Consider the following 20,094-nt stretch of genomic DNA (forward strand, 5'->3'; position numbering starts at 1 on the left):
CTTGCGAGAAGATGTACGTGTAGCGGACAGCTACTGTGATTCCTTCGCGAAGAAGGCTGCCGCTTTTTTTAGGAACTCGTTCTCCATCCGGGCCTCACGGAGATCCTTCCTCAACCGTTCGAGTTCGGCCGACTCGGCACTGGTGAGGTTCTCGGTTTCCGGGTCCGGATTCTTCTTGCGATACTCCTTGACCCATACACCGACAGTCTGAGCGACAAGATTGTATGATTCTGCTACGGCTTTGATGGTGCGATGCTTGTCCACGACTTCAAGAACGACCTGGTTCTTGAACTCGGGACTGTACTTCGATCCTGACATGATGTGATCCTACCCGATTCTCGAAACTATGATTTTCCTCAAGAGTCCGGGAAGCTTCACTCAGTCCAGTCAGGGGTCGTGAAGGTAGCGTGGTGCACGTCGAGGTCTTCCAGATGGCGAGTGTAGGAACTTCCATCATCGGAAGACCTCGACCCCTACCGGGCATCAACACGCCCAACCACCTACCCCCTCAACTGCGAAGAGCCACTTAAAGGGCTCCTCCAGGGCGCTAGCAAGAGCAATGTGGTTTCAATTTGGAAGTGGGATCGAAATGCGTGGAGAAAGACTGCTTTTAATGCGGCAGATAGCGAATCCATGATGTGAAAGATAGTCGCTCTTCATTGCGATTAGTCGCTGTTGTGCTGAAGTTTGATCGTTTCTGGAGAACCGTTCGTTTGCAGTCTTTGAGCTTCGTTTATCAGAGATTGTTCTGAACGAGAGTATTCATTGTCTGAACCGAGCCCGAGTTGGTTTATTTAGTTGGCGTCTTAGGGCACTATTCATCGGTGATTACCAGCCGATTCTGTAGAGTTCGAGTCGGGTGACGATCCTGATGATTGTGGGGAGTTCAGAGAGGCGGCCCCGGTATCCTTTTGCAAGAATCTTCCAGTTCTTGAGCTGACCGATAATGTGCTCGATGGCCGAACGGAGGCTGGACACGTCATGATTGAAAGTCTTCTCCCAGTCGAGACGGTCACGCCCGGGAGTCTTCTTGATGGGCGTGATCGCGGTGGTGGCGATGTAGGCGGTGTCGGCGATCCAGCAGGCCTGCGCCTCGTGGAGGATCTCCTGCCACCCGCACAGCTGGATCGCCGCGGAGTCATGACGCGATCCCGGTGCCGGCTCCGAGGTGGCGATCAGGTCCCCGGCCAGGGTGCCGGCGACCTGGATGTTGAGGCACTGGACGTGGTGCTTGCCGGAGTAGTTGGCCTTCGACTGCCCGCTGGCCGGGCGGTTGCCGGTGGGGATGAATGTGCCGTCGACCAGCACCGGCTCGCCCTGGGCCACGGCTTCCTGGAGGCTGACGCCGTTGAAGGCCAGGACCTCGTCCAGCAGGGGAAGGACACGCCGCCAGATACGGGAGACCGAGGGCTGTGAGATGGCGTACAGGTCGGCGGCGCACATCTGGACCATGTCCTGGCGTAACAGCACCAGCGTGAGTTCGACCTGGCGGTACAGGCCCAGCCGGTGGCCCCGCAGGTCGATGCCCTGGCATGTGAGGATGTCGTGGACCCGGGCGACGAGTTCGGTCATGTCATCGGGGTCGGGTCCTGTAGTAGTCTGGTAATGCATCGGCCTTCTCCAAATACATTGTTCTGGTGTGGTAACCACATTGTATTTGAAGAGGCCGATGCTTTTCTTGAAGACACCCCTAAAACGTCAATACAGCCCTCCGTGAATAACGCTCTTAATACGCCCCATTCTCTGGCTTGAGAATTGTGGTGATCGTCTTGGCGACGATGATGATGTCTGAGATGGGCGACCAGTTCTCGACGTAGCGGAGGTCCAGTCGCATGCCCTCCTCCGGGGACAGATCGGAGCGGCCGCAGATCTGCCACAGGCCCGTGATCCCAGGCTTGGTGAGCAGGCGCCGCTTGTAGGCGGGGGTGTACTCGGCGACCTCGCGAGCCATCTGCGGTCGAGGGCCCACGACGCTCATGTTCCCCTTGAGAACCGTCCAGAACTGGGGAAGCTCGTCGATCGAGTACTTGCGAAGGGTTGCGCCGATCTTGGTCATACGCGGATCGTGATCGAGCTTGAAGAACAAGGCGTGGCCGCCGGCGTCGTCGATGAGCTTCTGGATCTTGGACTCAGCGTTGACGCTCATCGAGCGGAACTTGTGGATGGTGAAGGGCTCACCATTCTGACCCACCCGCTGCTGCCGGAAGATCACTGGTCCACTATCCTCGCGCTTGATGAGGATCGCAGTGATGAGAAAAACAGGGGAGAGAACGATGAGCGCGATTACGGAGACCACAATGTCGAAGGCCCGTTTGACGGCGTACTTCCATCCGGAGAAGACGGGGATATCGACGTGAATAAGTGACACACCAGGCGCGTCGGTGTAGTGAGCGCGCGGTCCAACAATGTCCATGACACGCGGCGTGACGACGAGAGCGGTTGAGGATCCCTCGAGGTTCCATGCGAGTCGGCGCAGGTACGTGTCGGGAAGGCCCTCGGTGGCGATCACGGCGTCAAAGGTGGTCGAGTTGGCAGTACCGAGCAGCTGGTTGGCGCTGAAGGTGGGGATGCCAGCAACGTCACCGGGCTGATCCTCCTGGTCGAGGAGGCACACGCCCAGTGGTTGGAAGCCGGCGTCAGTGTGGCGCCTCAGATCGCCGACAACGCGTTGAACCTGGTCGGTCGGTCCGACCACGGCGCACGAGGTGAGGTTCTTGCCATGGCCGCGCGTGGTGTTGATCCACGCTCGGGCCAGCCATCGCCCGAAGAGCAGCAGGAGTACGCCGATCGGCAGGAGGGCGATGAACAGGGATCTCGCGAACTGGGCCTTGAGGATGTAGGAGGCGATGGCGATGGCGCCGAACATGTAGAGGCTCAACTTGGTGACCCGCATGTACTCCTCGACGCCGGAACCCGTGATCCACGGGTTGCGAGAGCCGCCTGTTCCCAGAACAACAAGCCAGATCACTCCCAGGAGAGGAGCTATGACGATGTAGGGCAGTCCAGCGACCTCTTCAAGGATCAGGTCAGCCGGAGTCATCAAGGCGGTTGAGAATGCCACTGCGATGGCAATCGCCACGGCATCCGTGGCGACGAGCACCATCCGGAAGATGCGGCCCCACGCGGGCTCACGAGTCTGGCGATGCAAGACGCGCTCGCGGCCGGGCGCGGCGGTTGTCGTCCCCGGTGCTTCGACGGTGAGCTCATCAGTTGCCATGTGTGTCCGCCTCGTGTCCAGGTCGAGGGAAACCGGCGTGTTCGCCGTCCCGCTGCAGAAATCGCTCAAACCCGCTGCCGAGTTTGGCAATCAGCAATCCTGATCCTAGGTTAAGAATTCACAGACTGACAACTCGGTCAGAACCAGTAGTCATGGCCTTATGAACCGTTGGAAGTGCCGCGCCACAAGGGGAGATTTGTCGGCCAATGCTCATCCTGGCGCTCCTCTTGCTCGGAGCTGACCGTGACGCCGACCGCAGAACAGTCCCCAGAATGGGGGACCACGGGCATTCGCCTGGTCTCCGAGGCTGCCTCCGCAGCGCTCTGAGATGGCGGCACGAGCTGACTCGTATGGTCAGAATCTTCCGACTCTGTGGGGATGCGTCGCTTCTGCGCTGAGGTGTACTCCGACTTGGAGTACTCGTACCCGTACTCGGCGTCGCCGTAGCGCAGCCTGGCCAACTTGGAGGAGGCGGCCCGATTGAGCACGACTCCTGCGATTCTGCCCTCTCCGTGCTTGAGGGATGCGATGGCGTGTTCGAGCTGTTCGGCTCGTGTGTGGCCTGCGGAAGCGACGACGACGATCGCGTCAGCAAGGTGAGAGAGCACCACCGCGTCGGTCACTGGCAGGACCGGCGGCGCGTCCAGGATCACGTTGTGGTTGCGGGCCAGGTGCTTGACGAGATCGGCCATTCGGGCTGATCCGAGGAGCTCGGACGGGTTCGGGGGAGTGTCAAAGGCCGGCAGAACCGAAAGGCCGGGTATCCCGGTCGAGTGGAGAGTGCTCTCGACGGGCGCTGAACCGATGAGGACCTGAAGCAACCCGAGCGGCCCGCGAAGGTCGTAGGTACCAGCCATGCTGGGGCGGCGAAGGTCGGTGTCGACCAGGACGACGTCATCGCCTGCGACGGCCATCACCTTCGCCAAACCCGCAGCCACTGATGACTTCCCATCACCCTGCAATGGGGAGGTGACGAGGATGACCCTCGCCTGGTGGTCGATGTTGGTGTAGCGCAGATTGGTTCGGAGCTTGCGCAGAGACTCGGCCGCTTGGAAGTCGTCCTGCGGGTCCGAGTCGGTTCGAGCGATGCCCTTCGACTGGGGAAGGACCGCTGGGCCGCCCCCTTCATTCGGTCCGGTCGCTCTGTGAGTCGTCGGTTTCGATTTGATGGGTGCACTGCCGAGCGTACTCGGCCGGGGGTAGGTAGCCGAGCGATGAGTGCCGACGCTGATGGTTGTACTCGGTCTTCCAGTCGCCGATCACGACCTGAGCGTGCAGCAGTGAGTAGAAGCTGTTGATGTTGAGGCACTCGTCGCGGAGGCGGCTGTTGAACGATTCGACGTATCCGTTGTGCCAGGGCGAGCCGGGCGGAATGTAGAACAGGCCGGTGCGGGTACCCGCCCAGTCGGCCATCGCGTCGCTGATGAACTCGGGCCCGTTGTCGCTGCGGAGCACACCCGGTGCACCGCGGACGGCGACGAGCTCTTCGAGGTGGGCGGTGAGCCGGTCGGCGGTGATCGACCGCTCCACGAGCCCGCCGATGCATTCGCGGGTGTGCTCGTCGACGATGGAGCAGATCTTGATCGGGCAGCCCCGCTCGTCGGCGTCGAACTGGAAGTCCACCGCCCATACGAGGTTCGGTGCGACCGCCGCCGGGGCGTCGACGGTCGAGGATCCGACACGCTTGCGGCGTCGCCGCTGCGGGACGCGGAGGCCTTCGGCTCGCCAGAGGCGTTGGATCTTCTTGTGGTTGACCGCCCAGCCCTCACCCCGGGCGTCGTGATACGCCCGCCGGTACCCGTAGCGGGGATGCTTCTTCGCCCACGCGCGCAGCCAGTCTCGCAACGCGCGATCAGGGTCGGCGACCGTGTCGCCCTTGAGCGGGCGACGGTACGCGGACCTGCTCAGCCCGGCCAGACGGCACGCCATCCGCTCGCTCACCTGCAGTGTCCTGATCAGGTGCGAGACGGCGGCGCGGCGCCTGCCCGGGCCTAGAAGTTTCCCTCGGCCAGCTCCTTGAGCGCAGCCTTCTCCAGCTCCGCTTCGGCCAGCAACCGCTTGAGCGTGGCGTTCTGCTTCTCCAGCTCCCTGAGGCGCTTCGCGTCGTCGGCCTTCAGTCCGCCGTACTGGTTACGCCACCGGTAATACGTCTGCTCGGATATCCCAAGCTCCCGACACACCGCGGCGATGTCGCTGCCGTCGGCGAGCATCCTGTCGGCCTGCCCGAGCTTGCGGACGACCTGCTCCGGGGTGTGACGCTTCCTGCTGTTCGACATGATCTGACCAGTCTCCCTGCCCGCAACCACGGGCGACAGGACGACTCCCAGAACCACCGGACCTAAAAAACGGGGTCAGCCCACCGCCAGTACCGCTGACTTGAATCGGTCTGTGATGTCGTCTGCAGTGCGCAGGCGGGTGTCAAAGTGCTGCCTGGCGAACGCTGCGAGAAGGCCGATTGCCAGTCCACCGAGGATTCCGATAGTCAAGTACTTGACCGGTGAGGGGGCCTTGGTGATCTGCGAGAGGCTTGCCGGAGCCATCATGACGACCTGAACGGGCGAGGTCTCGCCCTCCAGACGCCTCACCTGGGCGGCAGACTGGGTGACGACGGCGTCCGCGATACTGCGAGCTCGCTGGGGACTGTCCCCAGAAGCGGTGACAACAATCGTCAGGGAGTTGGTGGCATTGGAGGCGCTGATGTCGCCGACGAGATCGGCCGGAGTGGTCTCCAGGCCAAGTTGCTTGATGACGCTCTGAGCCACGGACTGGGATGTGAACACAGAGACAAAGGCCTTGGCCTTCTGAATGGCCAGCTGCGATGCGGCGAAGTACGAGTTCGAGTCAGTGGACCCACTGGTGTTGGTCGGAACCGCGACGCGGACATAGGCGGTGGCCTGCGCAGAGTACTTGGTCGGCGTTGCCACAAGCAGGCCTGCGGCCGCGACGGCACCGAGCAGGGTGCACGTGACAATGGTCCCCAGCCGACGTCTTGTCAGCTTCAGGAAGTCTCGGAGCGTCATGGTACGGGGTCCTAGTCCACTCGGAAAGCACACACTCGGTGGCCGTGCGGCATATTGCCGGAGTCATGATACTGGTTCGCTGCCGCAGGTTGTTCTTGCAGGCAAACGACTCTCTTGACAAGAGGGGAGGAGCTTGCTAATTGGTGAATGTGCGTGATGGGGGTGCCGCGACCTGTTCAGGGGGAGTCATGGGAGGATCGTGACCATGCAGTTGACCAGCGGAAATGCCAGACGTGCTCACCTGCTGTTTGTCTGCACGGGAAACATCTGCCGGTCTGCATTCGCCGAGGTGTGCTTGGCCTCGCGTCTTCGATCGACCTCCACGGCCATGGTGAGATCCGCCGGAGTGATGGCGGTTGTCGGCAACGCCATGGAGCCCCAGATGGCTCGAGAAGCCGCCATGAGGGGCATAGATGCATCGGCTCACCGAGCCCAGCAACTCACTGGCCGGTTGCTCAAGGGGGCGGACATCGTGATGGTCTTCGGGCCTGAGCATGCAGAGTGGATCGCCCGCGAGTACCCGGAGTATCTGGGTCGAGTGGTCTCGCTCGGGCAGTTGGCCGCTGTGCTGAGAGTCCAGCCTCGTCGTGCCCTGATGAATGTCAACGATCTTGTGAGGGATGTCCGTCAGCAACGTCCCGAAGTGGCAGACGAGGACTGGATCGAGGATCCTTTTCACAAGGGGAAACAGGCGATGGCAAGGGCCGCAGACGCGATCTGGAACGACGTCGAATTGATGGTGAACAGGATCGAGTGGCCCTCATGATGTGGAGCTCGGCACACTGCCAGGCGGATTCCCCGCGGGCGCCGGTGCGGTGGTAGACGCGCACAACCCCGATACTGTTCGCATGGCCTTCGAGATTCTGGTCGTGTGCACCGGAAACATCTGTCGCTCCCCGATCGCCGCGCAACTGCTTGCTGTCGGCCTCGATGCCGCTCATGTGCACAGCGCAGGTGTGGCAGCCGTGGTCGGCTCCGACATTGCTTCAGGGATGCTGGAGGCGATCGAGCGCGCCGGGGTTCCGGTGGTGCCGCACGCCGCCCGTCAGGTGACCGAGCCCATGATCGCCCACTCGGACCTGGTGCTCACGATGGACACCGACCAGCGAAGCTGGATTCTGGGACGAGTCCCGATGGCGCTCAAGCGGGCCTACACGCTGCGTGAGTTCGCCCTGATCTGCGACTACCTCGACACCTCCGGCGAGATCACCTGGCCCGTGCGCCTGGACGATGAGTCCCGGCTCCAGGACCTGATGGACCGAGCCAGTCAACAGCGCGGCCGATTCCCACTCGGCCCGAACCTCGTCATCGACGACCCGTTCCGCCGCGAGGCCGAGGACTACGACCGGGCACTGGCCGAGATCAGGGCGGCCGTCGACCAGATCGTCACCACCGTCAGACACAGCCCGAGGAACAGGGCGGCCCAGATCGGCTGACCTGCGCCGGGCCCGCTGGCCTGCGGCGCACCACGCGATCTGAGCCTGTCCCTGTTCTCAGGGGCCTTGGCGCGCATTCTCGTGATGGCGTCCGACCAGCTGGAAGAGCACCGCCGCGATGGCGACCCCGATCCACCCTCCGACGGAGTTCTCCACCACATTCCAGAAGTACGGCCGGCGGTGAATCTGCGGCAACAGGAACTGCAGCAGCTCCGCGGCGGTGCTGATGAGCATCCCCGCGACACCCCAGATCCACAGCGGGACCTTCCGCCAGGCCAGCGCCAGCAGAAGAGTCACCGGCACGAAGGCCGCGATATTGCTTGCAACGTCCCCCACGGCGGTGGGATGGGCCTGGGCGATGTGGTGCGCCACCGTCTGGACCACGTGGGCCACCCTGAGCTTCAACACTGCGATCAGTCTCGGATCGGGGAGCAGCACCGCGATCCCGATCATCAGCAGATAGATCAGCGCGCACAGCCTCGCCAGCACCGAGATCCCGTCCACCACCGGACGGTCTTGGATCTGCTGGTCGGACACCTGGTGGACCGGCCACGGGTAGGAGAATCTCCTGCCCCCCTGCGGTGGCGTCGAACTCCCCTGGGACTGCGACGGGCCGCCCCATGACTGCGTCCCGGGTTCGGGAGGCAGCCGGTATCGCGGCGCGTTGCTGGGGGAGGTCACGACTTCACAGTACGAGCCGCGTGCAACGATCTGGTGCCAGGGGCGCTCAGTGGTCATCCGCCGCACTCAGCCGCACCACCGCAGCCCCCGGACCCCGGAACCGGATCGCCGAGCCACTGACCGAGATCGGGGACCAGCCCGCCAGCACCTCGGGAGTACCGCCCTCCAGGATCTCGGCAAGATCGACCTGGGCCTCGCCCTCGGCCCTGCTGGCGACCACCGCCGACCGTCCCCGGTGCACCACGACGGTGTCCTCGTCGACCACCGTGACATCGACCTGGGACAGGTCACCCGACGCCAGCTCCGGCACCTCGTGGCGCAGCCCGATGAGGGTGGCGTACCAGTCGAGCATCCGGGCGTGATCCCGCTCGTCGCGCTCGTCCCAGTCCAGCTTGGCCGACTCGAACGTCGCCGGGTCCTCCGGGTCGGGCACGTCGTCGGCCCAACCGGTGCGGGCGAACTCGTCGCGGCGTCCCTGGGTCACCAGCGGCGCCAGCTCGGGGCCCATGTCGCAGAAGTACGGGAAGGGGGCCGAGGCGTTCCACTCCTCACCCATGAAGATCATCGGGGTGAAGGCGCTCAGCAGGTACAGCGCCGCCCCGGCCGCCTGCGCACCGTCGTCGACGCCGTGCCCGATCCGGTCCCCGGCCGCCCGGTTGCCCACCTGGTCGTGATCCTGGAGGAAGACGACGAAGGAGTGCCCGTCGTAGTGCCGCCCCGACGTCTCGACCGGGGCTCCCCAGCGCTGCTCGCGGAAGGTCGACCAGCCGCCGTCATGGATGAACACCCTGGTCAGCGCCCTGGCCACAGTGTCGGCGGTCCCGAAGTCGACGTAGTACCCCTGCTTCTCCCCGGTGAGGAAGGCGTGCAGGCAGTGGTGGACGTCGTCGGCCCACTGCATCGCCATCCCCTTGGCGTCGGCACCCGAGCCGACCGGGCAGACCGTCGACGGCTGGTTGCGGTCGGACTCGGCGACCAGGGTGAGCGGCCGGCCGAGCTCCCGGGCCCACCCGGCGGTGGCCTGCGACAGCTCCGCCAGGAAGTGCCGGTCCGAGTCGTCGATCAGGGCGTGGACGGCGTCCAGCCTCAACCCGTCCAGCCCCATGTCGACCAGCCACTGACGGGCGTTGTCGATGAGGAACTGGCGCACCGGGCCGGCATGCTCCCCGTCCAGGTTGACCGCCGGTCCCCACGGCGTCTCGTGGGCGGGGTTGAAGTACGGGCCGAACTGGGCCAGGTAGTTCCCCTCCGGTCCCAGATGGTTGTAGACGACGTCGAGCAGCACCCCCATGCCGCGATGGTGGGCCGCGTCGATGAACCGGATGAACCCCGCCGGGCCGCCGTAGTCGGTGCTGGTGGCGTACAGATCCACCCCGTCGTAGCCCCAGTTGCGATGTCCCGGGGTCTGGGCGACCGGCATCACCTCGACCGCCTCGACCCCCAACCGCGCCAAGTCGTCGAGCCGGGAGATCGCCGCGTCGAAGGTCCCCTCGGGGGTGAACGCGCCGACGTGCAGCTCGTAGAGCACCTTCCCCCGAAGATCCACCCCGTCCCATGGTTCGCGGTCCGCTGTGGTCGGGTCGAAGACCTCCGAGGAGCCGTGGACCCCGTCAGGCTGGAGGAGGGATCGCGGATCGGGAAGTGGATCGCCGCCGTCGATGCTGAAGGTGTACCGCTGACCCTCTCGGACCCGCCGGGGGAGAGTCCACCAGCCGTCATCGCCGGCGGTCAGCGGGAGCCGGTCGCCGTCCAGGAGGGTGTCGACGGTGGAGGCGTCCGGGGCCCAGACACAGATCTGCTGATAGTCACGAGGGGGCATGGCTCCACCGTAATGCCGGTGTTCGGCTGGGCCCTGGTGAGTTCGCCGGGAGCTGGGGTTGTGTGGGGCTGATGGCGAGTCTGGTGTGGGGCCTGGTGTGGGGCCGTGGGCCTGATGGTGGGCCCGGCGTGCGGTTAGGGCCTGATGTCGGGTCCAGCGTGGGGTTTCTGTTCGATCGTCGGTTGAGTTCGCCGGAGGATCGAACGAGAACGGGCCTGGTGTAGGGCCTCGGGTCCGATGACGGGTCTGGTGTGGGGGTTTGTGTTCGATCTTCGGTTGAGTTCACCGGAAGATCGCACACGAATGGGCGCCGTGTTGGGTCGTGAGCCCGATGTCAGGTCCAGCGTGGGGGTTTGTGCGCGATCCTCGGTCGAGTTCACCGGAAGATCGCACAGAAACGGGCGCCGCGTGGGGTCGTGGGCCCGAGGTCGGGCCTGGTCCGGGGGTCTGTGTTCGATCTTCGGTCGAGTTCACCGGAAGATCGAACACGAACGGGCCCGTTGGCGTCTGCCAGGGCCAGCGTCATCCCTGTTGGCGTCCCCGGCTGAGGGTGTGACGGGTGTGGACAAGATTCTTGTTGTCCACAGATGGGGTGCCAGGCTCTGGCCGGGCGGCGTCTCGTCCGTGAAGCTGCTGGCCCATGAGACCCCGAACCCGCGTTCCCGAGTCCGTCGAGTGGCTTCTGGACGAGCAGGACCACGTGATCACCCGCGCTCAGGCGAGGTCCCGTGGCCTCACCGATGACGGCATCGGCTCCCTCGTCGACAGCGGCCGATGGCACCGGTTGAGCCCCGGTGTCTACTCGTCCGGGCTCCCGGGCTGGAGGCAGTTCGCCCGGGCCGGGGTGCTGATCGCCGGCCCGGGCGCCACCCTCGGCGGTGCCGCCGCTGCTCATCTGATGGGCCTGGCCGAGGCACCGAGGCCCATCGATGTCTGGTCCACGGACCGGTCCAAGGTGAGGCGACGGGCCGGTCGGTTCTGGCGCTTCCGGCGCGGGATGCGGTCCGCCATCGGGTCGCCACCCCACACCAGCGCGGAGGAGGCCATCCTCGACCTGTGCGCCGAGGGGACTACCGATGGCATCGCCCACTGGCTGTCGGAGGCGCTCCACCACCGGCGCACGACGGTGGAGCGGCTGGCGGCCGCCATTGATGCCTCCCCGAAGCTCCCGCGGAGGGGACTCATCGCCGAGACCCTCCAGGTGGTCGGGGGCGGTTCGCACAGTCCGATGGAGGTCAGGTTCCAGAAGAGCGTTGAGGTGCCGCACGGTCTGCCGACCCCCAGCCGTCAGGAGTCCTACTCGAGGGGGACGAGTTCGGACATGGGCCACGACGCGTACAAGCTCCTCGTCGAACTCGATGGGAGGCTGGGGCATCGTGGCCCCGGCGAGGTGCGGGATGCCCGTCGGGACGCCGATCATCTGGCGGCCGGGTACGCCACCCTGAGGTTCTGTTGGAGCGATGTGGTCGACAGGCCCTGCGAGACCGCGTCCAAGATCGCCACGGTGCTGCAGGCCCGTGGCTGGACCGGGACGCTGAAGCCCTGTCCTCGGTGTCGAGTTGTGGGTGGACCGGGGAGCTGAAGTCTTGGCTGTGGTGTCGTGGCGTCGGCGTGAGTGGGGCGGGTCCTGTGGTCGGTGCCAGGCGTACCTGGTCCCCGTGCCTCGTGTGGGGAAGCCGAGTCTTCGGTGAGGGGGCAGCCCAGCGCCCCCACGGTCGATCTCCCCGGGGTTCGTGTTCGATCGTGGGTTGTAGTTGGCCGAGGATCGAACACAATCCGGTGGGGCGGTGGGAGATCGGTGCCCGGTGGTCGGTGGCAGAGGGCAGGCCGGCGGGGGCTGGTGACGAGGGGAAGGAAGGCGGGCGAGCCGAGAGCGGGCTCCCAGTCCTGGGGGCCAGCGATGGTGATGCCGGTGGTCGGGGTCGAGGTCCCCGGGGTTCGTGTTCGATCGTGGGTTGTAGTTGGCCGAGGATCGAACACTGATCGGTGGGGCGGTCGGCGGTGAGCACTCAGCGGTCGGCGAGGGGCAGCCCGGCGCCCCGGGGCCGCTGCTCTGGGGTTTGTGTTCGATCGTGGGTTGTAGTTGCCCGAGGATCGAACACTGATCGGTGGGGCGGTCGGAAGCCGGCGACGGGGGGGGGAGGTGAGCGGGGGCGAATGCGGAGGGGCGGTCGGCGGCCTGCACTGAGCGGTCGTCGAGGGACAGTCCGGCGCCCCGGGGCCGCTGCTCTGGGGTTTGTGTTCGATCGTGGGTTGTAGTTGCCCGAGGATCGAACACTGATCGGTGGGGCGGTCGGAAGCCGGCGACGGGGGGGGGAGGTGAGCGGGGGCGAATGCGGAGGGGCGGTCGGCGGCCTGCACTGAGCGGTCGTCGAGGGACAGACCGGCGCCCCGGGGCCGCTGCTCTGGGGTTTGTGTTCGATCGTGGGTCGTAGTCGCCTAAGGATCGAACACGAACCGGAGGAGGGGTCGGAAGCCGGCGACGGGGGAGAGGTGAGTGGGGACGAAGGCGGTGGGGCGGGGAGTGGCCGGTGGTAGTGACCGGCCCTCAGTCCTGGGGGACCAGGAGCGCCACCGGGAGGGTGTTCATCAGTTCGGCCAGCGACACCTGACCGCCGTTGAGCTCCCGGCCGGTGAACAGATCGCGGAACCGCCCCTCGGGCAGCACCACGTGGTGGTCCGCCCAGCCGTGCCGCTCGGCCAGCACCCCCGCCAGCCTGGTGGCCACGGTGATCGAGGTCACCGTCTTCGCGCCGGCCTCCAGGCGGGCGAAGGCAGCCGCATGCCCGGTGGTCGTGGCCACCGGACGGTAGTCGGCCTCCGACCCCCGGAACGCCGAACTGTGCGCCCGTCGCAAACCCAGCGCAGACGAGGTCACCAGGAGCTTCTCGGCGTCCAGCTTCTCCTCGTCGGCGACCCCCGACAGTGGACTCCAGGTCCCCGGCCTGAGCCGGGCCAGCAGATCCTCACGGTGATCCAGATCCACCGGCCGCCGATTGTCAGGATCCACCAGGGACAGGTCCACCAGCTCGCAGCCCTGATAGCTGTCGGGCACCCCGGGCATCGTCAACTGGATGAGCTTGCGCCCCAGGATCGCCGCCCGCTGGGCCTTGAAGGTGTGCCAGGTGAACTCGTCCAGCAGGGCGCTGACCGTCGGGTCCTCCAGACATTCGGCCGCCAGCTCCAGAACAGCCTTCTCGTAGTCGGCGTCCTGCTCGGTCCAACTGGTGTGGGTCTTGGCCTCGCGCATCGCCTTGGTGAGATACCCCGACAGCCGCTCCGAGGAGATCGGCTCGGAGCCGGCCGCCGTCCCCGGCAGCCGCCAGGTCCCCACCAGGGTCTGCCACAGCAGGTTCGCGGTCGCACCGTCCACCTCGTCCTCGCGCCAGCGCCGGGCGAAGGTCTCCAGCTCGCCCACCGTCTTGGCCCACAGCGTCGGGTACTCCAGCAGCGCCGACAGACGCGCCCGCACATCAGAGGAGCGCTTCGTGTCGTGGGTCGACAGGGTGGTCATGGTGGTCGGCCAGGCGCGGTCCATGTGCCCGGCGAAGTTGTGGAAGTCGTCGAGGGAGACCCCCACCAGCCCCGGGTCCGAACCCACCTCGTTGACCGCCGTGTAGCGGGTGTAGCGGTAGAAGGCGGTGTCCTCCTTGGACTTGGCCATCACCGGCCCGCAGGTCTGGGCGAACCGGGTGATGAACTCGTCGCGCTCGGCCTGGGCGTAAGGATCATGGGCCGGCCCGACGGTGCCGCAGGCCAACGACACCACCAGATCCAGGGAGTCCATCTCGTCCTCGTCCAGCCCGTGACGCGCCCGGTCGGCGGCCCGCTGGATGACCGCCTTCTCCGCGTCGGGCGCCTCGACACCGGGCTCGATGTAGGCCCGGTAGCGGTCCATCGAGGTGAGCAGGGCGGTGATCGCCCGGCGCAGCTGACGACGGGTGTGGTCGCGCAGCATGATGTCGCCGGCGCAGATCGACACCGCCAGGCTGGTGAGGCGGTTCACCTCGGTGAACAGCATGTCGCTGATGACCTCGCGCTTGGCCTTGCGCAGGGTCGTCGAGAAGGACGGCGCGGGCTCCTGCGCGGTGCCGGCCAGCCGCTCCCAGACCCGGTCGAGCTCCGAGAGCCCGTTCGGCTCGCTGAACAACCCGTCCACCCTCAACAGGGAGTCGTAGCCGGTGGTGCCATTGCAGGCGAAGTCGGAGGGCAGCGTCTCGGAGGGCTCCAGGATCTTCTCCACCACCACCCAGACGCCGTCGGTGGCCCTGCGCAGATCGTTGAGGTACTTGCGCGGGTTCGCCAGACCGTCGGGGTGGTCGATCCGGAAGCCGTCGATCATGTGGTCGCGGTACAGCTCGAGCAGCTTCGCGTGGCTGATCTGGAAGACCTCGTCATCCTCGACCCGGATCGCCGCCAGGGTGTCGACGTCGAAGAACCGGCGGTAGTTGAGTTCCTCGCTGGCCACCTTCCAGTAGGCCAGCCGGTACCACTGCTGGTCCAGCAGGGCCGCCAGAGGCAGATCGTCGGTGCCGGGACGCACCGGGAAGACGTGGTCGAAGTAGACGACGACGTTCTGCCGCTCGGTGCGCGACCCGGCGGCCCCCTGCTGGTCCAGCAGCGGGATGTCGCGGGTCTCCAGGTGGATGTTGCCATTGGCCAGCTCGGTGCCGATCCGATCGCCGAGCACCGGCATGAGGACCGACAGGGAGTTGGACAGATCGATGTCGAACCAGCTCGAGAAGGGGGAGGAGGGACCCTGCCTCAGCGCATCCCACAGCGGCCGGTTGTGCCACAGCGGGGTGGGCACGGCCATGTGGTTGGGGACGACGTCCACCACGATGCCGATGTCGTGCTCGTGGGCGGCCGTGCACAGCCGGCGGAAGGCGTCCTCCCCGCCGCACTCCTGCCAGACCCGGGTGTGGTCGACGACGTCGTAGCCGTGGGTCGAGCCCGGTGCCGCCTGCAGGATCGGGGAGCAGAACAGGTGGGTGACGCCGAGGTTGCGGAAGTAGTCCAGCCGGGCCCGCGCGTCGTCGTAGCCGAAGTCCGCGTTGAACTGCAGACGGTACGTGCTGGCCGGGGTCGCGAAGTCGCTGCTGGGAGGAGTCACGGTCCCCACACTACGAGGCGACGTCGGAACGGGGCGGTCCCCTGTGCAGGGGATCTGCTCAAAATATGAGATGGATTGCCCGCGATGAGAGACAGGCGCAGAATTCTCGACCATGAGCAACGCAATCGATACATCTCCGCAGGCAGTGACGACACCATCCGGCAACAGCAAGTTTCGGATTATTCTGTCCTCACTTGTGGGGACGACGATTGAGTTCTACGACTTCTACGTCTACGCCACCGCGGCGATTTCGGTCTTCCCGATGCTGTTCTTCCACTCGGCCTCCGACACCGGCGCACTGCTCGCCTCGCTGGCCACCTTCGGCGTCGCCTTCGTGGCCCGCCCGGTCGGCTCGGTCGTCTTCGGCCACTTCGGTGACCGGGTCGGACGCAAGGCCACCCTGGTCGCCTCGCTGCTGACCATGGGTATCGCCACCGTCGTCATCGGCTTCCTGCCGACCTTCTACCAGATCGGCATCTGGGCGCCCGCCCTGCTGGCCATCATGCGGTTCTGCCAGGGCATGGGCCTGGGCGGCGAGTGGTCCGGTGCCTCCCTGCTGGCCGGCGAGAACGCCCGCAAGGGCAAGCGCGGGTTCGACTCCATGTGGCCCCAGCTGGGCGCCCCGATCGGCTTCGCACTGGCCAACGGCTTCTTCCTCTTCCTCACCGTGTCGATGAACTACGACTCGACCAGCGCCACCACCAACCACACCTTCCTGGTGTGGGGCTGGCGGCTGCCCTTCCTGTTCTCCTCGGTGATCGTGGCCCTGGGCCTCTACGTCCGGTTCAAGCTGGAGGAGACCCCGGCCTTCCAGGTCAGCAAGCAGCGCGGCGAGGTCGTCAAGGCCCCCGTCGCCGCGGCCTTCCGCACCTCGTGGCGCCAGATCATCCAGGGCACCTTCCTGATGCTGTCGACCTACACGCTGTTCTACCTGATGACCACCTGGATCCTCTCCTACGCCATCGGCAAGACTGAGGCCGGCTTCCTGGGGATCGGCTACCAGCGCTTCCTGATCGTCCAGATCATCACCATCTGCGCCTTCGCGGTCACCATCCCGATCTCGGGCTGGCTCGGTGACAAGGTCGGACGCAAGCGCTTCCTCACCGGCACCACCGCCGCGATCATGGTCTTCGGACTCACCTTCCAGTTCTTCCTGGATCCTGCCCGGGTCGGCACCGGGGCGAGCGCCGACATCGCTCGGATCACCGTCTTCATGCTCATCGGCATGGCCCTGATGGGCCTGACCTTCGGCATCCAGTCGGCCCTGCTGCCGGAGCTGTTCCCGACCAACGTCCGCTACACCGGCTCGGCCGTGGCCTACAACGTCTCCTCGATTCTGGGTGCTGCAGTGGCCCCCTTCATCGCCACCTGGCTGGCGACCACCTACGGCCCCGGATGGGTCGGCGTCTACCTCATCGCGATGGGCGCCTGCACCTTCGTGGCCTGCCTCACGATCCCCGAGACCAAGGACCGCGAGCTGGACACCATCGGCCGCGAGGCCGTCGAGATGGTTCCCGAGCGCGAGATGGCCGCCATCGACTGAGGCTGTGCCTCTGCGCGGTGCGTCCGCGCGGAGCGATGTGAACTGATCAACCAGAGGAGCGGGGCACCCGTCGCGAGACGGGCGCCCCGCTCCCTGTGTGTTCTCCTGATCCGGCAGCTCTCCTTGTCGTCGCGTTTCCGGCGGCGCGGGCTCGGACCGACCTTGAGTGAACGATGTATCGTTGGCATATCGTTCATTCGGGGGTGCTGGAGAGCATCCTCGGACCCGGAGGAGGAAATCCATCATGTGCCCACAGCATTCCGGAGACAGCGCAGGGTCCTGCGGCCACGGCTCGCGCCACGGTCACGGTGGGGACTGCCCGACGTCCCCCTGGGAGATCGTCGACGCCGTCCGAGACCTCGCCAACGGCCGCATTCCCGCCCACCACGGCCGGTTCGGCCCGCGGATGGGACGTGGTGACGTCCGCGCCGCCATTCTCACCCTGCTCGGCGAGGAGCCGATGCACGGTTACCAGATCATCCGCGAGATCGAGACCCGCAGTCACGGCGTCTGGAAGCCCTCGGCCGGATCGGTCTACCCGACCCTGCAGATGCTCGCCGACGAGGGGCTGGTCGAGGTGGAGGAGTCCGAGGGTCGCAAGACCTACCGGCTCACCGACGCCGGCCGCGAGGAGGCAGCCGGTGCCGACGAGGAGTCCGCACCCTGGCAGACCGCTGCCGCCCAGAACGCCGGCAGGACCATCGAGCTGCCCAAGGCCGCCACCAAGCTCGCCCAGGCGGTCGGCCAGATCGCCAGGGGAGGCGACCCCGAGCAGATCGCCAAGGCGGTCACAATCCTCGACGACGCCCGCCGCGGGATCTACACGATCCTCTCCCAGGAGTGAGCAGCCTCTCCGTGGGCGCTGACCAGACGCGCTCGGTCGACAGATCCCGACGTCGGTCGTTGCGGAGACGGTACAACCGGATCCTGCGGTTCGCCGCGGGGCAGATCCTCCACATGTGGTGGTTCGCCGTCGTCATGCCGATGCTCGGATTTCGCAAACGGGCGATCCGCGGCCGCGACGAGAGACTGAAGAACGCCGCTCGCGACTTTCACGACCTGGCCGCCGACCTGGGCGGGCTGATGATCAAGCTCGGGCAGTTCATGTCCACCCGGATGGATGTGCTGCCGGCCGAGGTGACCGAGGAACTCGCCGGGCTCCAGGACGAGGCTCCGGCGGTTCCCTTCGAGGACATTCGGAGGCTCACCGAGGAGAGCTTCGGGGCGCCCCTGGACACCGTCTACGACAACTTCGACCCCACTCCGCTGGCGGCTGCCTCACTCGGCCAGGTGCACCGCGCCCGGCTGAGTGGAGCCAATGCCGAGGTCGCCGGGTTCCGCGAGGTCGTCGTCAAGGTGCAGCGTCCCGGGATCGGAGAGGTCGTCGAGACCGACCTGTCGGCCCTGCGGACGGTCGCGCGATGGCTGATGCGATTCGACTTCGTCTCCGACCGGGTGGATGCCCCGGCCCTGGTCGACGAGTTCGGGCGGATCAGCATGCTCGAGATCGACTATCTCCATGAGGGCGCCAATGCCGAACGGTTCGCCGAGGAGCACCACGACGATCCCCGCGTCGGGTACCCCCGGGTGGCCTGGGAACAGACCACCCGCAGAGTGCTCACGATGTCCGACGTCACCGCCATCAGGATCAGGGATCTCGACGCGATCCGGGGCGCCGGCGTCGACCCCGCCGCGGTGGCCCAGCAACTCGCCGAACTGACCTTCGACCAACTCTTCGGGACCGGCTTCTTCCATGCCGATCCGCACCCGGGCAACCTGTTCATCGCACCGCTGAGTGATGGTGCCGCCGAGGATGCCGGGCAGAACTGGAGACTCGTCCTCATCGACTTCGGGATGATGGGCCAGGTTCCTCCCACCCTGAGAGGCGGGCTGCGCGAGGCAATGATCGCGATCGGCTCGCGGGACGGACAGCGTCTGGTCAAGGCCATGCAGGACATGGACGTGCTTCTTCCCAGCGCCGACATCGGGCAGCTGGAACGGCTCGTCGTCAAGCTCTTCGAGCAGTTCGGCGGGATGGGCCTCAATGAGCTGCGCAATGTGGACCCCCAGCAGTTCATCCGGCTGGGGAGGCAGTTCCGCGGGTTGATGGAGTCGATGCCCTTCCAGATGCCGCAGGCCTTCCTGCTGATCATCCGGACCGTGTCGCTGCTGTCGGGGCTGTGTCAGTCCCTGGATCCCGACTTCAACATGTGGGATGCCGTTCAGCCCTACGCCACGCGACTGATCCAGGAGGAGGGAGGCGGAGCGGCCGAGCAGGCCGTGCGGGAGGCGGTTTCCACCTTGCGTGTGGTGGCCGAGTTGCCGCGGCGGGCGGACCACATCATCTCCCTGGTCGAGCGCGGGCAGCTGTCGGTGGAGACCCCCGAGATCGATCGGCAGCTCAAGCGCGTCGAGCGGGCGATCGGCCGGGTGATCTCGGCGATCGTCTTCACCGGGCTGCTGATCGGCGGTGCCCTGCTGCACCGGATCAACGCCCCGCTGGGGATCGTGTTGATGTCGATCTCGGCGATCCCGCTCCTTCATGCACTCTTCTTCGGGAACCGCCGGTGAGGTGTGGTTCTCTCGTGGGTTCCCCGGGGGTGTTGCTGAGGTGCTCATCTCGCTGGGGGTTCCCGGGAGAATCCGCGTTGGTGCGGATCTCTTGGGACCCTTGATGTGCACATTTCACTCGCGGAACTGCTGTGGGCGATCCTCCGGAGCTGGGGTCCCCACTTCCGTGAGTGATGTGTTCACGGCTCGGCAGAGTCGGGGGCACCGCGAGTTGTCCACAGGCCCTGTTGGCCACTGTCAGTTGTCCACAGATTGTGCGTCTCCCGGCCAGAATGGGTCGTGGACCACGAGAAGTTCAGTATGGAACTCTCTCAACTGCTTCTACGCACTCCCGTCCTCCGGATCCCGGGGCGAGGTCGGCTGGGTCGCCAGGCCAGAATCGCCATTAACCTCGATTTTTCATGGGTGGCTGCTGGGTGGGGGTTCGGCGGCTGTGTCGTCGAACTGAGCATTGATTCTGGCAGGCGGGTGCGACGGTTCGCCGCATGTCGCTGCGGGGGTCGGGCTGTCCGGGCCGTGGGGTTCTTTCAGATGGTGGGCGGTCAAGGTGCATACCGGGGGCTATCCCGCGGGGGCGGGCAGGCCCCGCAGCACGCCGACTGCGGCGACCACGGTGTCGACCCATGGTTGGCGATCCGAGACGTGCAGGATGACGCGCCGGCCGCTCCGGGCGAGGGTGGCGGGGATGGCGAAC

Annotated in this window: 15 protein-coding genes; 6 read left to right on the forward strand and 9 right to left on the reverse strand. The window is 65.9% G+C overall.

Going from position 1 to position 20,094, the window contains the following annotated elements:
• Positions 1-30: 30 nt before the first annotated feature.
• From H590_RS0112600 to H590_RS16705, 6 genes are all read right to left on the reverse strand, one after another.
• Positions 31-318, reverse strand: a complete 288-nt coding sequence (locus tag H590_RS0112600) for a transposase (protein ID WP_028703815.1) — start codon at positions 316-318, stop codon at positions 31-33.
• A gap of 510 nt (positions 319-828) precedes the next feature.
• Positions 829-1,572 (reverse strand): transposase family protein, encoded by a 744-nt coding sequence (locus tag H590_RS17500; RefSeq protein ID WP_051238607.1) that lies wholly within the window; start codon positions 1,570-1,572, stop codon positions 829-831.
• Positions 1,573-1,726: 154 nt separating this feature from the next.
• On the reverse strand, positions 1,727-3,307 hold the full coding sequence (locus tag H590_RS0112610; protein WP_126412660.1) for a sugar transferase: 1,581 nt from the start codon (positions 3,305-3,307) through the stop codon (positions 1,727-1,729).
• Between the two features lie 68 nt (positions 3,308-3,375).
• The gene (locus tag H590_RS17505) at positions 3,376-4,449 is read right to left on the reverse strand and encodes a polysaccharide biosynthesis tyrosine autokinase (RefSeq protein WP_084149520.1); all 1,074 of its coding nucleotides are present in this window, start codon (positions 4,447-4,449) and stop codon (positions 3,376-3,378) included.
• Positions 4,343-5,493, reverse strand: a protein-coding gene (locus H590_RS0112620; RefSeq protein WP_097776160.1) for an IS3-like element ISPfr10 family transposase whose coding sequence is annotated in 2 segments (ribosomal slippage) — positions 4,343-5,223 and positions 5,223-5,493 — 1,152 coding nt in all. Because the reading frame shifts where the segments join, the coding sequence is not laid out codon by codon here. Before H590_RS0112620 ends, H590_RS17505 begins: the two co-directional genes overlap by 107 nt.
• A 75-nt stretch (positions 5,494-5,568) precedes the next feature.
• The gene (locus H590_RS16705) at positions 5,569-6,237 is read right to left on the reverse strand and encodes a YveK family protein (protein WP_051238610.1); all 669 of its coding nucleotides are present in this window, start codon (positions 6,235-6,237) and stop codon (positions 5,569-5,571) included.
• 205 nt (positions 6,238-6,442) lie between these two features.
• On the opposite strand from H590_RS16705, the gene H590_RS17510 reads away from it, so the two are divergent.
• Together H590_RS17510 and H590_RS17515 are read left to right on the forward strand one after the other, a co-directional pair.
• A complete protein-coding gene (locus tag H590_RS17510; protein WP_084149521.1) occupies positions 6,443-7,003 on the forward strand; it encodes an arsenate reductase/protein-tyrosine-phosphatase family protein in 561 nt (186 codons plus the stop codon).
• A gap of 82 nt (positions 7,004-7,085) precedes the next feature.
• On the forward strand, positions 7,086-7,673 hold the full coding sequence (locus H590_RS17515; protein ID WP_051238612.1) for an arsenate reductase/protein-tyrosine-phosphatase family protein: 588 nt from the start codon (positions 7,086-7,088) through the stop codon (positions 7,671-7,673).
• Positions 7,674-7,730: 57 nt separating this feature from the next.
• Here H590_RS17515 and H590_RS17520 read toward each other — a convergent pair whose 3' ends face one another.
• Both H590_RS17520 and treZ read right to left on the reverse strand, forming a co-directional pair.
• Positions 7,731-8,354, reverse strand: coding sequence for a VanZ family protein (locus H590_RS17520; protein WP_161626028.1), 624 nt, complete (start codon positions 8,352-8,354; stop codon positions 7,731-7,733).
• 46 nt (positions 8,355-8,400) lie between these two features.
• Positions 8,401-10,173, reverse strand: coding sequence for a malto-oligosyltrehalose trehalohydrolase (treZ, locus tag H590_RS0112655; RefSeq protein ID WP_028703817.1), 1,773 nt, complete (start codon positions 10,171-10,173; stop codon positions 8,401-8,403).
• A gap of 640 nt (positions 10,174-10,813) precedes the next feature.
• On the opposite strand from treZ, the gene H590_RS17525 reads away from it, so the two are divergent.
• Positions 10,814-11,755 (forward strand): type IV toxin-antitoxin system AbiEi family antitoxin domain-containing protein, encoded by a 942-nt coding sequence (locus H590_RS17525; RefSeq protein ID WP_051238614.1) that lies wholly within the window; start codon positions 10,814-10,816, stop codon positions 11,753-11,755.
• A gap of 966 nt (positions 11,756-12,721) precedes the next feature.
• Here the strand turns inward: H590_RS17525 and treY are convergent.
• Positions 12,722-15,295, reverse strand: a complete 2,574-nt coding sequence (gene treY / locus H590_RS0112665) for a malto-oligosyltrehalose synthase (RefSeq protein WP_028703820.1) — start codon at positions 15,293-15,295, stop codon at positions 12,722-12,724.
• 187 nt (positions 15,296-15,482) lie between these two features.
• Here treY and H590_RS16730 point away from each other — a divergent pair, with 187 nt between their 5' ends.
• From H590_RS16730 to H590_RS0112685, 3 genes are all read left to right on the forward strand, one after another.
• Positions 15,483-16,829, forward strand: coding sequence for an MFS transporter (locus H590_RS16730; RefSeq protein ID WP_232021000.1), 1,347 nt, complete (start codon positions 15,483-15,485; stop codon positions 16,827-16,829).
• A 244-nt stretch (positions 16,830-17,073) separates the two neighbouring features.
• The gene (locus H590_RS0112680; protein ID WP_036982441.1) at positions 17,074-17,673 is read left to right on the forward strand and encodes a PadR family transcriptional regulator; all 600 of its coding nucleotides are present in this window, start codon (positions 17,074-17,076) and stop codon (positions 17,671-17,673) included.
• Positions 17,670-19,400 carry an ABC1 kinase family protein gene (locus tag H590_RS0112685; RefSeq protein WP_197720499.1) on the forward strand — a complete coding sequence of 577 codons (1,731 nt, stop codon included), beginning with the start codon at positions 17,670-17,672 and terminating at the stop codon, positions 19,398-19,400. Before H590_RS0112680 ends, H590_RS0112685 begins: the two co-directional genes overlap by 4 nt.
• The last annotated feature ends 694 nt before the right edge of the window (positions 19,401-20,094 follow it).

The organism is Acidipropionibacterium jensenii DSM 20535, from assembly GCF_000425285.1.
Lineage (GTDB): Bacteria > Actinomycetota > Actinomycetes > Propionibacteriales > Propionibacteriaceae > Acidipropionibacterium > Acidipropionibacterium jensenii.